At 56.0% G+C, this 14074-nt stretch carries 13 protein-coding genes; 4 read left to right on the forward strand and 9 right to left on the reverse strand.

What is annotated here, in order from left to right; genetic code table 11:
• Nucleotides 1-37: 37 nt before the first annotated feature.
• Nucleotides 38-1483, forward strand: a complete 1446-nt coding sequence (locus H7848_RS02975) for a TrkH family potassium uptake protein (protein WP_208347809.1) — start codon at nucleotides 38-40, stop codon at nucleotides 1481-1483.
• A 170-nt stretch (nucleotides 1484-1653) separates the two neighbouring features.
• Here the strand turns inward: H7848_RS02975 and H7848_RS02980 are convergent, their stop codons facing one another.
• Together H7848_RS02980 and H7848_RS02985 are read right to left on the reverse strand one after the other, a co-directional pair.
• On the reverse strand, nucleotides 1654-3537 hold the full coding sequence (locus tag H7848_RS02980; protein WP_208347811.1) for a monovalent cation:proton antiporter-2 (CPA2) family protein: 1884 nt from the start codon (nucleotides 3535-3537) through the stop codon (nucleotides 1654-1656).
• Between the two features lie 9 nt (nucleotides 3538-3546).
• Nucleotides 3547-4005: an Lrp/AsnC family transcriptional regulator gene (locus tag H7848_RS02985; RefSeq protein WP_208347812.1), complete on the reverse strand. Its 459-nt coding sequence runs from the start codon at nucleotides 4003-4005 to the stop codon at nucleotides 3547-3549.
• Between the two features lie 133 nt (nucleotides 4006-4138).
• Here H7848_RS02985 and hppD point away from each other — a divergent pair, with 133 nt between their 5' ends.
• Nucleotides 4139-5239 carry a 4-hydroxyphenylpyruvate dioxygenase gene (gene hppD / locus H7848_RS02990; RefSeq protein WP_208347813.1) on the forward strand — a complete coding sequence of 367 codons (1101 nt, stop codon included), beginning with the start codon at nucleotides 4139-4141 and terminating at the stop codon, nucleotides 5237-5239.
• 6 nt (nucleotides 5240-5245) lie between these two features.
• Here the strand turns inward: hppD and H7848_RS02995 are convergent, their stop codons facing one another.
• A complete protein-coding gene (locus H7848_RS02995) occupies nucleotides 5246-7516 on the reverse strand; it encodes a hypothetical protein (protein ID WP_208347814.1) in 2271 nt (756 codons plus the stop codon).
• Nucleotides 7517-7681: 165 nt separating this feature from the next.
• Here H7848_RS02995 and H7848_RS03000 point away from each other — a divergent pair, with 165 nt between their 5' ends.
• A complete protein-coding gene (locus H7848_RS03000) occupies nucleotides 7682-8371 on the forward strand; it encodes an SIMPL domain-containing protein (RefSeq protein WP_208347815.1) in 690 nt (229 codons plus the stop codon).
• 199 nt (nucleotides 8372-8570) lie between these two features.
• Here H7848_RS03000 and H7848_RS03005 read toward each other — a convergent pair whose 3' ends face one another.
• The 5 genes from H7848_RS03005 to H7848_RS03025 all read right to left on the reverse strand — a co-directional run bounded on the left by H7848_RS03005 (nucleotide 8571) and on the right by H7848_RS03025 (nucleotide 13177).
• Nucleotides 8571-9206, reverse strand: coding sequence for a CAP domain-containing protein (locus H7848_RS03005; protein WP_208347816.1), 636 nt, complete (start codon nucleotides 9204-9206; stop codon nucleotides 8571-8573).
• A gap of 92 nt (nucleotides 9207-9298) precedes the next feature.
• On the reverse strand, nucleotides 9299-10051 hold the full coding sequence (tpiA, locus tag H7848_RS03010; protein WP_208347817.1) for a triose-phosphate isomerase: 753 nt from the start codon (nucleotides 10049-10051) through the stop codon (nucleotides 9299-9301).
• 78 nt (nucleotides 10052-10129) lie between these two features.
• The gene (locus tag H7848_RS03015; protein WP_208347818.1) at nucleotides 10130-11707 is read right to left on the reverse strand and encodes a substrate-binding domain-containing protein; all 1578 of its coding nucleotides are present in this window, start codon (nucleotides 11705-11707) and stop codon (nucleotides 10130-10132) included.
• A 191-nt stretch (nucleotides 11708-11898) separates the two neighbouring features.
• Nucleotides 11899-12279 (reverse strand): HesB/IscA family protein, encoded by a 381-nt coding sequence (locus H7848_RS03020; protein ID WP_208347819.1) that lies wholly within the window; start codon nucleotides 12277-12279, stop codon nucleotides 11899-11901.
• A 22-nt stretch (nucleotides 12280-12301) separates the two neighbouring features.
• Entirely contained in the window at nucleotides 12302-13177 is an 876-nt protein-coding gene (locus H7848_RS03025) for a LysR family transcriptional regulator (RefSeq protein ID WP_208347821.1), read from the reverse strand.
• A gap of 80 nt (nucleotides 13178-13257) precedes the next feature.
• Here H7848_RS03025 and H7848_RS03030 point away from each other — a divergent pair, with 80 nt between their 5' ends.
• Entirely contained in the window at nucleotides 13258-13422 is a 165-nt protein-coding gene (locus H7848_RS03030) for a hypothetical protein (protein ID WP_208347823.1), read from the forward strand.
• 4 nt (nucleotides 13423-13426) lie between these two features.
• Here H7848_RS03030 and H7848_RS03035 read toward each other — a convergent pair whose 3' ends face one another.
• Nucleotides 13427-13789 (reverse strand): SUF system Fe-S cluster assembly protein, encoded by a 363-nt coding sequence (locus tag H7848_RS03035; protein ID WP_208347825.1) that lies wholly within the window; start codon nucleotides 13787-13789, stop codon nucleotides 13427-13429.
• Nucleotides 13790-14074: the final 285 nt, after the last annotated feature.

The raw sequence follows: 14074 nt of genomic DNA on the forward strand, positions 1-14074 counted from the left end.
TTGACTTCACAGGCGGCTGACGCCAACCCTGCGCATAATGTTTGATCTGCGCCCTGTTGGATATGTTATCGGATTGCTCGTCACCGCCCTTGGTCTGACGATGCTGGCCCCCATGGCGATGGATCTTCTCATTGGTGATCCGCATTGGGCGGTCTTTTTGGAAAGTGCAATCATTACAATTGTTTCCGGGGGGCTGATCGCTGTGGCCTGTGCCAATGGCGTGAAACAGGGGCTGACGATCCAGCAGACCTTTCTGCTGACCACATCAGTTTGGCTGGCGTTGCCGTTTTTCGGGGCTTTGCCGTTTCTTCTGGGCGCGACTGAGGCGCGGTTTGTAGATGCGTTTTTCGAAGCGATGTCAGGGCTGACAACCACCGGATCGACGGTTTTTTCGGGCCTTGATGATCTGCCCCAGGGCCTGATCCTGTGGCGTGCGATCATGCAGTGGCTGGGTGGGATCGGCATCATCGTTGTAGCGATGGTGTTTCTGCCCGAACTACGGGTAGGCGGTATGCAGATTTTCCGGTCCGAAGGGTTTGATACCTTTGGTAAAATCCTGCCACGCGCGACCGAGATTTCATCAAGAATATCAGTGATCTACATCGCGATTACAATCGCCTGCACCTTTGCCTATCTGGCCTGCGGCATGCGGATGTTCGATGCGGTGGTTCACGCTATGACGACCGTCGCAACGGGCGGATTTTCCAGCTATGATGCATCCTTCGGCGCGTTGCCTGCGGCGGCTGAATATGTGGCGGTGATTTTCATGGTGCTGGCTGCATTGCCCTTTGTGCGGTACGTTCAGATGATTTCCGGCAGCCCAACGGCGGTCTTTCACGACAGCCAGATCCGGGTGTTTCTGACCGTCACGCTGGTTTTGGCAACTATCCTGACGCTTTATCTTTGGATGCGGGCCGGTCTGTCGGAAGAAAGCCTGCGCAAGGCGTTGTTCAACGTCACGTCGATCCTGACGGGGACGGGGTACGCCAGCGAAGACTATATGACCTGGGGCAGCTTTCCTGTGGTGATGTTGTTTTTTGTTGGTCTGATTGGGGGGTGTGCTGGCTCAACCTCTTGTTCTATAAAGATTTTCCGCTATCAGCTTTTGTTTACATCGATCAAGGCGCAGATCCAGAAATTGCATTCGCCGCACGGCATTTTCACCCCGCGCTATGATGGCCGCACCGTGGGTGAGGATATTCTGAATTCGGTCATGGCCTTTTTCATGCTGTTTATCCTGACCCTGGGCGTGTTTTCGGTGCTGTTGGGGATGACGGGGCTGGATTTCATCACCTCTGTTTCCGGCGCCTCGGCCGCGCTGGCGAACATCGGTCCCGGCTTGGGGGAACAGATCGGCCCGGCGGGGAACTTCGGTGACCTGAACGATGCCGCGAAATGGATATTGTCGGCCGCGATGTTGATCGGACGGCTTGAGCTGATGGCCGTCTATGCGATCCTTACGATCCAGTTCTGGCGGACTTAAGGGGTGTGTCAGGACTTGATATAACTTTCCCGCCCGGTGGGCACCACCGGGCAGCGCCCGACCCGCCCCCGTCACGCCAAAGGCGTGCTTTAAGCACGACGGCGGGCGCTTCTCGCCCACCCTCGGGCCGGTCGCTGCCCTCAGCACGTTCATACTGACTTCGCAGGCGCTTAAGCCTCTTTCTGTTCCTTCTTTTCATCCAGTTCGGTGACTAGTGCCGTTTCAAGCTCTTTACGCAGCTTGTGGGCCAGTTCCATATATTCGGGGTTGTCGGCGACGGGCACGCCGGGTTTCCAGACGTCGGCCAGTTCGCGCAGCGAATGGCGGTCGACTTTATAGAAATTCGTTTCGGCATCAGCGGCTTCGAATTCAGATAGCCCCATATTTTCAAGCACATATCGTGCGGCGCGCAGGCTGGAATCAAACAGTTCCCGCACAATGTCATCCGCACCCGCGCGGTAAAGTTCATAGACGTGAATCCGATCCCGCGCGCGCGCGATGATGTGCAGATCGGGCCGTTCGCGACGGGCATTTTCGACGATGCGGGTGCAGGCCTTGGGGTCGTCCATCGCGACTACCAGAACCTTTGCCTGTGCCAGCCCTGCGGCGTGCAAAAGCTCGGGCCGGCTTGGGTCGCCGAAAAAGCCCTTGAAGCCGAATTTTCGCATCAGTTCAATCGTCGACAGATCGTTGTCCAGCACCGTTGTCTTGAACCCCGACATTTGGACCATGCGGTTGACGACCTGACCAAAGCGCCCGATGCCCGCGATGATAATTTCGCTTTGTTCATCAATCGTGTCGGCAGGCTGTTCCTGGGTGCCCGTATCGGTCATCCGACCGCTGAGGAATTCGTAGAACATGAACAAAAGCGGCGTGATCAGCATCGACAGTGCAATGATCAGCAGCAGTTGCTGCGACACCATCGGGTCGATGACGTTTTGCTGCACCGAAAAGGACAGTAGTACAAAGCCGAACTCACCCGCCTGCGCCAAGGATAGGGCAAACAGCCAGCGATCCCGCCCTTTCAGTCCGAACATACGTCCTATGACGAACAGAACGCCCCCCTTGATCAGGATCAGCAGTAATGTCAGCGCGATGATCGTGGCGGGATTTGCAAAGAGAACCTGAAAATTGATGCCCGCCCCGACGGTGATAAAGAACAGGCCAAGCAGCAGCCCCTTAAAGGGTTCGATGTCGGCCTCAAGCTCATGCCGGAATTCCGAGTTTGCCAGAACGACGCCCGCCAGAAATGCACCTAGGGCGGGGGATAGCCCCACCAGGATCATGGCTTCAGCAATGCCCACAACAATAAGCAGCGCAAAGGCTGTATACATTTCCCGAAGGCGCGCCAGGTGGATAAAACGGAACAAGGGCCGCGTCAGATAGATGCCGGCGAAAATGATCGTGGCGACGACGCCAAGGGTCACCAGTGTTACGCCCCAGCCCGGCAGTCCTTCGACCAGCGACATGGTTGCATGGCCATGATCATCGGTACTATGTCCCAGATCGACCGATCCGTCGGGCGCCAAATGCATGTCGGCGCCCGTGGCCAGCAGGGGCAACAGCGCCAGCATGGGGATGACCGCGATATCCTGGCTGAGCAAGACCGAAAAGCTGCTGCGCCCACCGTTGGTTTGCATCAGCCCCTTTTCCGACAGGGTTTGCAGGACGATGGCCGTCGAACTTAGTGCGAAAGTCAACCCGATCGCCAGCGCCGGTTGCCAGTCAAAGCCAAGCGTCAGACAGGCCCCCATGATCAGAACGGTCGTCAGCCCGATCTGCAGACCGCCGAGCCCAATCAACCGGTCCCGCATGTTCCACAGCGCGCGCGGGTCCAGTTCCAGGCCGATCAGGAACAGCATCATGACGACGCCGAATTCCGCGAAGTGCTGCAGGTCTTGCGTTTCTGATCCGACCCAGCCCAGGACCGGGCCGATCATGATACCGGCCAGCAGGTATCCCAGCACCGATCCCAACCCAAGGCGTGAGGCTATCGGCACCGCCACCACTGCTGCGCCAAGGTAAATCGTTGCCTGAAGCAGAAAACCTTCCATGTCTTATCCCTACACTGGCAAAGGCGCGTCGGCCTTAAGTTGGTCCATCACGATCTGGCTTTGCACGCGCGCCACAGCCGGATGTGGCAGCAGCACGTCGTGGATGACACTGTTCAGCGCCGATAGATCTTCGGCATAGACGCGCAGCAGATAGTCAGCCTCGCCCGTCAGGGCCCAGGCACCCGTGATTTCGGGTCGGCTGTCGATCAGCCGTGCGAAGGATTTGGCATTTTCAGGGCCATGGGCCTTAAGCGCCACCTGAACAAAGGCCTGAACCGTCAGGCCCAGCTTATGTGCATTCAGGCGCGCTGCGTAGTGTCGGATGATGCCTTCGGCCTCAAGCCTTTGGCGGCGGCGTCCGATCTGGCTGGCAGACAGATGCAGCATTTCGCCCAGTTCCTGCGACGTCAGATGGGCATCTTTTTGCAGTGCGGCCAGAAGCCGTTGATCAATCGAATCCAATGTCATGCGTTTATCGTGCACTCTTTGCGGTATTGAAGCGCGTTTTGCGCATTATTCGTAAAAACCATATGGCAGAATGCGCAGAAATCACAGGCTAGATGACATATCTCTTCACTGTGACCATTTGAAAGGATAAAAAATGGGCCCTTTTCCGCATGATGCGCCAAAATCTGAAATCACCGATCAGAACCCGGCCGGGACCGATGGGTTCGAATTTGTGGAATTTGCGCACCCCGACCCCGATCAGCTGCGCGACCTGTTTACCAAGATGGGCTACATCCACACGGCGACGCACAAGACCAAGGCGATTGAGCTGTGGCAACAGGGCGACATCACCTATGTGCTGAACAATGAACCGGGCAGTCATGCCCATTCCTTTGTGCAGGAACACGGGCCCTGCGCGCCGTCGATGGCCTGGCGTGTGGTGGATGCGCAGCATGCCTTCGATCATGCAGTTGCAAAAGGCGCGAAACCCTATGACGGCGCGGGCAAGACGATGAATGTTCCGGCAATTGTGGGCATCGGCGGATCGCTGATTTACTTTATCGATCAGTATTATGAAACGAACCCTTATAACGATGAATTTGACTGGTGCGATAAGGCGCATCCACAGGGCGTGGGGTTCTATTACCTCGATCACCTGACGCATAATGTCCATCAGGGCAATATGGATGTCTGGTTCAAGTTCTATGGTGATCTGTTCAATTTCCGCGAAATCCGTTTCTTTGATATCGAGGGCAAATATACAGCGCTTTATTCCCGCGCGCTGACCTCGCCCTGTGGGCGCATCCGTATTCCCATCAACGAAGATCGCAGCGAAAACGGCCAGATTGTCGAATACCTGCGGCGGTACAACGGTGAGGGCATTCAGCATATCGCTGTGGGGGCTAGGGACATTTATGCGGCGACTGATGCGATTGCGGATCGTGGGTTGAAATTCATGCCGAAACCGCCCGAGGCGTATTATCACCAAAGTCATGACCGGGTGAAAGGGCATGACGAGCCGATCGAAAAGATGATGAAACATGGCATTCTGATCGATGGTGAAGGTGTCGTGGGCGGCGGCGAGACCCGTATTTTGTTGCAAATCTTCTCAAAAACCGTGATCGGGCCGATTTTCTTCGAGTTCATTCAAAGAAAGGGTGACGACGGCTTTGGCGAGGGTAACTTCAAAGCGCTGTTCGAGTCGATCGAGCAAGACCAGATCGAACGCGGTGTTTTGGGAACGGCGGCAGAATAGCCGTCGTCAGTTGCCAGGCATCTGCAGCGATATGTTGCGGCCGCGTTTGACATATCGCAACTCGCTTTGACCGATGGCGGTGACCTGACCGCCATCCAATGTATCGCCTACCTGCACCCTGACATAGCGACCGTTGCGCAGGCGCACCAGCGCTTCGCGCGAGGACGGCTTTCCGAAAACACCGATCAGATTGATTTGCCGCATATTGATCACGTTCGTCAGAGTTGCATTTTGCGCCACCGTCTGGCCCGAGGGCCGCGATGGCTGAATATCGATCACGTCGGGCGCGGGGGCCTGGCGTGGGGCGGGGGCAGCCGGACGCGTTGCATTGTTCACTATTTGTGAAAAATTTCGCGGTCTGGCTTTGGGTGTTGGCGATCTGTTAACAGCCAGAGGCGACCCGGACAAGGCTTCCGCGACGGCATTGTTGGTATCCGGGCTAAGATTTTCAAGCACAACGGTCGATCCAAGCCCCTGTTGTGGCGGTGTCGGTTCGGACGAGGCCAGATCATCAGGTCTGATCAGGGGGCGCAGGGTCGATAGTTCGTCTATGGTTCGGCCGCCCAGACGTGCGCGTTCAGCCTGTTCAGCAAGATCATCGGGCCGCGGCCTTGGCCGAAACAGCGCCAGTGGATCGGGTTGGGTTTCGTCCGTTTGAACGGTCTCTTCTTGGTCTTCCCGCACAGGCGGTATGATCGGCGGTGCGCCAGTATAGACCGTCACACCGTCGGGTGTCGTGGCGCCATCCGGTGTGGGTTCGACAAGTTCCGTTTCGGGTGTTGGGGCGACTGCCAAGGTGTCGACCGACGGCAGGTCAAACAGCCGGACCGGGGGCAGTGCAACAGCATCCGACACGGCGACGGCTGGGTCGAGCGACACGATATAAAGGTCGTCGATGGTATTGGGTGATGGGGGCACCATGGCATCCGGCGCCTGCTGCCATAGGTCTATTGTCGCGCTGTCGGCCGCTTCGGTTGGGACGGCAATCGGGAAGGCGACGACATTCTGGTCGGCCTCGGCGATGCCCTGATCGGCGATTTCCTCATCAGACAGGGCGACATCGGTGTCTGGGCGGTCGGTTTGTGCAATCGTGTCTGAAGCGGGTGCGCCTTGGGGGCGTTCGTTTGACCCCAGCACCGTGAACAGGATTGTGGCGACCAGAATAACGGCCGCAATCGCTGCTGCGTATTTGGGCACGTTGTCGGTTTTTATCGACCGGTCATTTGATTTTGGGGCACCGAAAGCGGACTTTGCGGGCGCTTGATCGGTGGTGACGGCAGCCACGGCGGGTTGATCCGGTTCTGCTGCCTTTTCCGGTTCCACATGAGTTTTGTCTAATGCGGTATCGTCTGAAAGAAGCTCTTGTTTTTCGGGCTGATCCTGAACAGCCTTCTCAGGCTCAGGCTCAGGCTCAGGCTCAGGCTCAGGCTCAGGCTCAGGCTCAGGCTCAGGCTCAGGCTCAGGCTCAGGCTCAGGCTCAGGCTCAGGCTCAGGCTCAGGCTCAGGCTCAGGCTCAGGCTCAGATTGCTTTGTCAGGATAAGGGGGGTATCGTTTTCAATGCTGTCCGGGTTCTCCGAAAGGTCAGTTTCGACCATTTCAGTCTGATCTATGGTTGCCTGATCGTCTGGCGCTTCGGCTTGTGCGAAAAGATTTTCGCCCTGGCTTTGTTCATCGCCCAAGGTGATATCGCCAAAAAGCGATATATCCGTAAATGGGACCTGGCCGGGTTCAGCCTGTTGCCCTGTTTCGACAACCGGTTGTGTATCGGGTTCGATGCGGTCACCGTGTTCAAGAATATCTTGGGAAAATCGGGTGGGGCCAAAAAATGGTTCGCCCTGAAACACATCTTGATCGGCGTTTGCGACAAATGACACAGGGTTAAAGCCGTGGGCCACGCAGAATGTCTCTGCCTCTTTCAGGGTTTGCCGGGCCACCGCCGCCACCTGAACAGTTTCACCGACCTGTACATAATCATAGGCCAGTTGATCCAACTCATAGGGGGTGGCGCCCTGCAGGTGCTGCCTGACCTGATCGTCCGCATCAGCATTGGCATCTATCTGAAAGTCCAGATATTTGATCTGATCTTCAGGCAGGATCAGCTTGGTGGTGACCGGCCCGCGATCCAGTGACACGGCCGTGCTGCGCAATTCAGACAGACGATCAGACAGAGCCTCATCTTCAATATCGGCCACACCAACGCTGTCCCACCCGTTCGGGCCGCGACACACAAGTCGGATTTCACCGACAGATAGAAAAAGCGCAAAGCTTGGCTTCATACGATAGGCCGTCCGCTGACCTTTTGAAAATGCAGTCTCATCTTCGACCAAAAACTGATTAAATAAGTCTTATAGCAGGTTTCCGCCGTGCGAAAGGCACAGCCCAAGAAATCGGCGGTATGGCGCGTCATAAGGGTGTCGAGACAGATATAGGAGAAACAGGATATGCGGTTACTTTTGATATTATCGTTTATTGCATTGGCAATTCCGGCTGTGGCCGAGACCGAGCGGACGATTACAGTGCAGGGCCAGGCCGAGGTTTCGGTGACGCCCGACATGGCCACCCTTCAGTTGGGTGTCATCAGTGATGGGGCGACGGCGAGCGCGGCGTTGACGGAAAACTCGGAAACGGTGGCGCAGATGCTGTCGCTGTTGCAGGAAAACGGAGTGGCCGCCGAAGACATTCAGACATCAAATCTGAACCTGAACCCGCTTTATGTGCGCAATAGTGCCAGGCAGGATCAGCCCCCGCAGATTTCAGGGTATCGTGTGTCGAATACCGTCAGTGTTCAGGTCAAGGACCTTGATCGTCTGGGGGATATCATCGGGATCGTGACGGAAAACGGTGTGAACCAGTTTTATGGGTTGAATTTTGGACTGCGAGACAGTGATGTGGCGATGAACCAGGCGCGGCAGGAAGCCGTGGCCGATGCCCGCGCCAGGGCCGAACTTTATGTGCAGGCCGCGGGTGCGGCTGTTGGTCCCGTGATGTCGATCAGCGAATTTATTCAGCAGCCCGTTGGACCAGGCCCGACGATGCAGATGCAGTCCATGGAACGCGCCGCGGTGCCTATTGCAGAAGGTCAGATGGACATTCGGGCGACAGTGACGGTCGTCTATTCATTGGCCAATTAGAGCACCGCCACACAAATCAGAAACATAAATGCTGTGATACAGAGGGCAGCGACCGTCCGCGGGTGGGCGTGAAGCGCCCGCCCATGGGGGCGGACGGTCGCTGCCCGGTGTTTCACACCGGGCGGGTGGCTTAAAGCCGCGCGTTCTAGTTTTGAAGACGATGCCTTAGAAGGGGCGGGGCCGAAGGCCCCATCCTGACCTACTTGCTGGCGAAGTTCTGCGTCGCGTAATAGGCGCCGCAATTCTTGTGCCGTGGATCGAACTGAACGGCGGTGCCGATATGTTTGACATCGCGGTCCATGATGTTGCGACGGTGTGATGGCGAATCCACCCAAAGTTTGACGGTCCATTGCGCCAATGACCGGTAGCTGTGTGGTGGAATGCGGTCACGGCGACCGTTTTCAAAATGACACTCGGCCAGGTTCTTGGTGTAGAACGTCCGCCCGTTGTCCAGCCAATACCGCTGAACGGTGGCTATATTTTCGGACGCCCGAGAGAAATTACCGTAGTTGCGGCTGATCCGGTCGGCGACGGTGCGATGACCGCGCCGGGTCGATTTATGGGACAGATTACGTGCCTTGGCCATCCACGCGCTGTGACCGCTGGCCGCTTTGACCAGATTGCCGTTATTACGCAACGGGCGCAGCCCCGCGCGGCATCGTTGATAATTCACCTCAACCAGCACCGCTTTGCTGAACAGATTTTGATTGATGTTTGATGTCGGGATCGTCCGATCAGCCCCACGGGGCATATTCGCCTTGCGGCAGGCTTCGGCCGCACTGGCCCCCAGAACTGCAAAACCCAAAATCAGGCTAACCAGAAAAGCACGTAACATCCTGCACTCCGAACTCATGTTGGTCACATAAAGCTGATGTACTTAAGAAAGTGTCAAAAAAGCGGAAACAGTCTGGGAATTTGTGGCAATCGTTAAAGACTGGCCTCTAACGCTGCGATAATTGGCGAAAAGTCGCTGGATTTCAGCGATGCGCCGCCGACCAAAGCACCGTCCACGTTCGAAACATCAAAAATCTCGGCCGCATTCGACGGTTTGACTGACCCGCCATAAAGCAGCCTGACAGATCGCCCGACACCACTGCCAAAGCGGCGTTCCAGCCGGGCGCGGATGAAGTCGTGAACCTCGCCAATCTGGTCCAGCGTCGGAATTTTGCCGGTACCAATAGCCCAGACCGGTTCATAGGCAACCACCAGATTGTGCCCCGTCGCATTATCGGGGATCGATCCCGCCAGTTGGCCGATGATGATATCGAGGGTGTTCGAGGCCTCTCGCTGTTCCAGCGTTTCGCCGACACAGATGATCGCTGTCAGGCCCTGATCCCACACGGCGCGGGCCTTGGCGCGGACATCATCGTTGCTTTCGCCATGATCGGCGCGGCATTCTGAATGCCCGACAATCACGTGGGACGCCCCCGCATCGGCCAGCATCCCGGCCGAGATATCGCCGGTGTGGGCGCCGGACTGTTCGATGTGGCAATCCTGACCGCCCACATGGATGGCCCCATCGCCGATACGCGTCTTCATCGGGCTGATCAGGGTCGCGGGCGGGCAGATCAGGATATCGACAGACGGATCACTGTGGCTGGACATAAGGGCGTCGATTTCACCCAAATCACCGGCGGTCCCATTCATCTTCCAGTTTCCGGCGGCCATTTTCTTGCGCATCTGACATTCCCCTCTGTCCCTGATACCGGCATGGCAAGCACAGGGGCAGAGGTCAAGTCTTTCGGTAGTCCTGCGCGGTTACTTGATCCAGATTTCCACGCGGCGGTTCCTGCGCTGCCCGTCGGTGGTATCGTTGCAGGCCACCGGTGCCAGTTCACTGTAACCCACCGACCGCACACGCATATTCCGCAATTCACCCGCATCTGGGTGGTTCAGCAGCGTCTGCAGCGCAACAAAGGCGCGGCTTTCCGACAGGCGGGCGTTGGCATCGAACTTGCCGAAATCATCGGTATAGCCTGCGACGATCACCTCGCGATTTTGCATCTGTGGCTGGCTCAGATAATCGACAACGCGCTTCACATCACGAAGCGATTTGTTGTCCAGCCGGGCCGAGCCTGTTTCGAACCGGAATGTCGTGGACAGACGTTGTGCACCGTTCAGGTCGTTTAGCATTCTGCGCAGCGCTTCCAGTGACTGCGTTTCGTTGCTTTCCAACGCAGATTGCATCAGCATGTTCGTATCTAACGGATCCGAGCTGACTTTGATGCCCAAATCGATAAAGCCCGCCTTCTGGATCAGTGCGTCAGCCTGGGACGAAATCGCAAAGTCCAGCAATCCCCGCTCATGCTCGGTCCGTGGCCCATTATCCACAAACAGGCGCAGGCGACGTTCCAGCAGATATTCTTCGGTTTTGGCCGAGAAATCCGTGGCCTTCATCCGCAGGCCACAGCTGGCAATCAAATCGACGGGCTTCGTGCCGCGCTTTGATGCAAATCCAACATATCCTATCCCGCCACGATCCCTGGTCACAGCTTCGGCGATTTCTTCATTCGATCCCAGAACGACGGCATTGGGTGACATGACGAAATTGACCGGTTCAAGGATTTTCTCCTCAAACACTCCGCGCGTACCCGATGTGGCCGGGCGGGTGTAAACGGTGACTGGCATGTTTGGGCCGCCAACCTCGGACCAGTTGCGAATACGCCCCGAGAATATCTCGGCCACCTGTTGGACCGACAGCTCATTGACGAAATTATCCGGCGAAATGACCGTCAAAATACTATCGACCGCAATCACGTATTCCTGGCTGATATTCAGTATGTTGCCACGACCCTGCTGAGCGACGGCCTCAACTTCCGACGGGCGTGCAGGGCGCGATGACATCGCGATATCTGCCTGGTTTTCGATCAGTGCGCGCAACCCGGTGCTGGAGCCTGCGGCCTGAACCTCGGTCACCAGAACAGGTTCTCTCGAGCTGAACATATTCGTGACCTCAAGACTGGTTGTGTCAGCGCCTACCTTCGTGCTGCGCCCGATGGATCCATCCAGCTGATTTGCATAGCCCTCGATCAGCAATGGCATCAGCTCTTCGCCGACCGTGTCCGAGCCGCGAATGACCAGATCCGCCTGCGGTTTTTCAATTGTCGGACATCCCGCGCCAGTGCAGTTCACTTTATTGCGTGAAATGCGAATACTTCCGGCCCCGGTTTGCAGAACATATTCAGTGTCGTTCAAAGCGATCAGTTCGCCTTCAAACCGAACCGTTCCGTCCGGCGCTTCCAATAGCACGCGATCGGCGTGGCTGACTGGTGCTGTTAGTGAAAATACGCTGATGGCCAGCAGAGCCATACGTGATCGACCCATAAAACTCTTCATGGCAAATCCCTTCCTCGTTACGCAGCCCTTTCAGGCTGTTACCTTCGTCCCCGTCCCATGGTATGACGTAAGGTAAGATAACGTTAGGAATATGTCATAAAACTGTTACAAAATTACTCAGGCCATTTAAAAACAGGCAAATTCCAACCCTAGATGGATTTGTTCTGGGCTGAATAAACCCACAGGCATGTTTAGCTTACTTTTGCCGAGACTGAGGCGTTGGCCGTGTCTTTAAATTTGATGGATTCGCCACAGCCACAAGCATCGACCACATTGGGATTTCGGAATTTGAAACCGGATTCCAGTAGTGAGACCTCATAGTCGATCTCAGTGCCGAACAGGAACATTTGCGCCATCGGCGCGATCATGACACGGGCGTCATCCTGTTCGATGACCTCATCATGGGGATCGATTTCCGTGACATAATCCATGGTATATTCCATACCTGCACAGCCGCCTTTCTTGACACCGATGCGCAGCCCCATATGGCCGTCTTTCTGCATCAGTTTCGCGATCTGCCGTGCGGCGGCAGGTGTTATGGTAACGGCTTGCTTGCCCGGGATCGAAAACATGCTGAACTCCTTCAGTTACAATCTAGGCAAGTGTTGCCTCAGTCACAAGGGGATCGTTGTCCAAATGACTGGTGCGGCTGCCTAAGAAGCTCAATAATGCTGTCAGGGCTTGTCGGACAGGGCGTTCGTGACGGCCTTCATGGTGGCTGACCAGCCATTCTTCTGATCGTAAGTCCTTGATTGAACTGGATAATCGAACAAGATTGCTGTAGTATTCACCGACAAACACAGGCAAAACGACGCGTCCGACGCCAGAGGCAGCCATCGCCATCGCCAGCCGTGGGTCGTTGACTGTCGTTGTGATGTCATCGCCGTGATGTTCCATCACCCACCGGGCTGATGGCGTTGCGGCTGCGTCGTGACTGGTTCCGATCCAACCTTTCACATCTGTATCACGAGCATAAACGGCGAAATCGACGTACCCGACCCGTTGCCCGGCCAGCCAAGGTTGATCAGGGCGCCGGTTGCGGATGCCGATGTCTATTTCGCGCCGAGCGATGTCCATATCAAGGTTGCAGTGCAGAAATTCTGGCACCCAGTCACAGTCAGGGCGCCAGAATTCTATAAGATTATCAGCAAGTTGCATTGATGTCCACGTCCCGGCTGAAATCCGGATACGGGCCGGGCCCGCGCGCTGCTTCTGCCACTGCGAAATGTCGGCTGCAGCTGTTTCCATCCGCTCGGCCTGAGCCAACAGCGCGCGTCCGTCGGCGGTGATGGTATAGCCGGCCGCGCCATGGTGAAACAGGCGACGGCCCATCTGATTTTCAAGGGCGGTCATGCGGCGGCTGAGGGTCGCGGGACTGGTCCCGGTCGTTTTGGCTGCCGGAACAAGACCGCCCGCGCGCGCGACCGCTGCGAACAGGGCCAAGTCATCCCATGAGAGTTTTGTTTTCATAAATGAAAATCTACTTGCTGTTATCGCTGTAGGCAAGTGCGTCGGCTGTTCGATATTCTTTAGGCATAAAGGAGATCACGATGGATCATATCAAAACAAAACTTCCAATCCAGCCCTGCCAAGCTTTAAGCGAATACGAAAAAGAACAAGAGTATTTTGCAAAAATGAAAATGAAGCTAGACAGAAAACGACGTCTTGATCGCAGGCGCGCCCTGCGTGCACGCATTTTTTCCCTTTGGTATTAAAAGGTTACATGAAGCCCAGTTCAAGTCGGGCTTCGTCAGACATCATATCCATGCCCCATGGGGGTTCCCATGTCAGTTGCACATCGACCTGTTTGACACCTGCCAGGGGTTCGATCGCCTCGGCCAGCCATCCGGGCATTTCACCGGCCACAGGGCAGCCGGGGGCGGTCAGGGTCATTGTGACGCCCACCTCATTTTCATCATTGATTTCAATGGTATAGACAAGCCCCAAGTCATATATATTGACCGGGATTTCGGGATCATAGACGGTCCGACAGGCCTCAACCACGCTGTCATAAAGTGCGTGGTCTGTGCTGGACGGTTTGATAAGCGGTTCGCCTTCCAGGGGCGGAGTTGCCTGGGTCATCGGGTGCCTCTGCTATTTCTTGATTAAAGATATAAGGAATAGAACCGGCCACGTCCAGAGGGGCAAACCGGATGTGTAAATTACACATTTCTATATACAAGAGCAAAATTAAATGTGTAAATTGCACATTTTACAACTCGAGACACCCCCTAGAGCAAGATGAGATCAGGTTGAAGCGTATCCTGAGTTGACAAGGTAATTCGCACATTCCTGCGGGGTGAAGCGGTCGAGCAGCTTACCGATCCTGCGCCATGTTGCCTCTATCGTGCGTTCGGCGGCGTCTCG

The sequence above is a fragment of the Pseudaestuariivita rosea genome, assembly GCF_017592335.1.
Classification (GTDB): Bacteria; Pseudomonadota; Alphaproteobacteria; order Rhodobacterales; family Rhodobacteraceae; genus Parasulfitobacter; species Parasulfitobacter rosea.

Bases quoted from the DNA above. Each gene is read 5' to 3' on its own strand.
- H7848_RS02995 (WP_208347814.1), bottom strand. From the start codon at position 7,516: ATGAAGCCAAGCTTTGCGCTTTTTCTATCTGTCGGTGAAATCCGACTT.
- H7848_RS03035 (WP_208347825.1), bottom strand. From the start codon at position 13,789: ATGACCCAGGCAACTCCGCCCCTGGAAGGCGAACCGCTTATCAAACCG.
- H7848_RS03020 (WP_208347819.1), bottom strand. From the start codon at position 12,279: ATGTTTTCGATCCCGGGCAAGCAAGCCGTTACCATAACACCTGCCGCC.
- H7848_RS02985 (WP_208347812.1), bottom strand. From the start codon at position 4,005: ATGACATTGGATTCGATTGATCAACGGCTTCTGGCCGCACTGCAAAAA.
- H7848_RS03025 (WP_208347821.1), bottom strand. From the start codon at position 13,177: ATGAAAACAAAACTCTCATGGGATGACTTGGCCCTGTTCGCAGCGGTC.
- H7848_RS02975 (WP_208347809.1), top strand. From the start codon at position 38: ATGTTTGATCTGCGCCCTGTTGGATATGTTATCGGATTGCTCGTCACC.
- H7848_RS03015 (WP_208347818.1), bottom strand. From the start codon at position 11,707: ATGAAGAGTTTTATGGGTCGATCACGTATGGCTCTGCTGGCCATCAGC.
- tpiA (WP_208347817.1), bottom strand. From the start codon at position 10,051: ATGCGCAAGAAAATGGCCGCCGGAAACTGGAAGATGAATGGGACCGCC.
- hppD (WP_208347813.1), top strand. From the start codon at position 4,139: ATGGGCCCTTTTCCGCATGATGCGCCAAAATCTGAAATCACCGATCAG.
- H7848_RS03000 (WP_208347815.1), top strand. From the start codon at position 7,682: ATGCGGTTACTTTTGATATTATCGTTTATTGCATTGGCAATTCCGGCT.
- H7848_RS02980 (WP_208347811.1), bottom strand. From the start codon at position 3,537: ATGGAAGGTTTTCTGCTTCAGGCAACGATTTACCTTGGCGCAGCAGTG.
- H7848_RS03005 (WP_208347816.1), bottom strand. From the start codon at position 9,206: ATGTTACGTGCTTTTCTGGTTAGCCTGATTTTGGGTTTTGCAGTTCTG.
- H7848_RS03030 (WP_208347823.1), top strand. From the start codon at position 13,258: ATGGATCATATCAAAACAAAACTTCCAATCCAGCCCTGCCAAGCTTTA.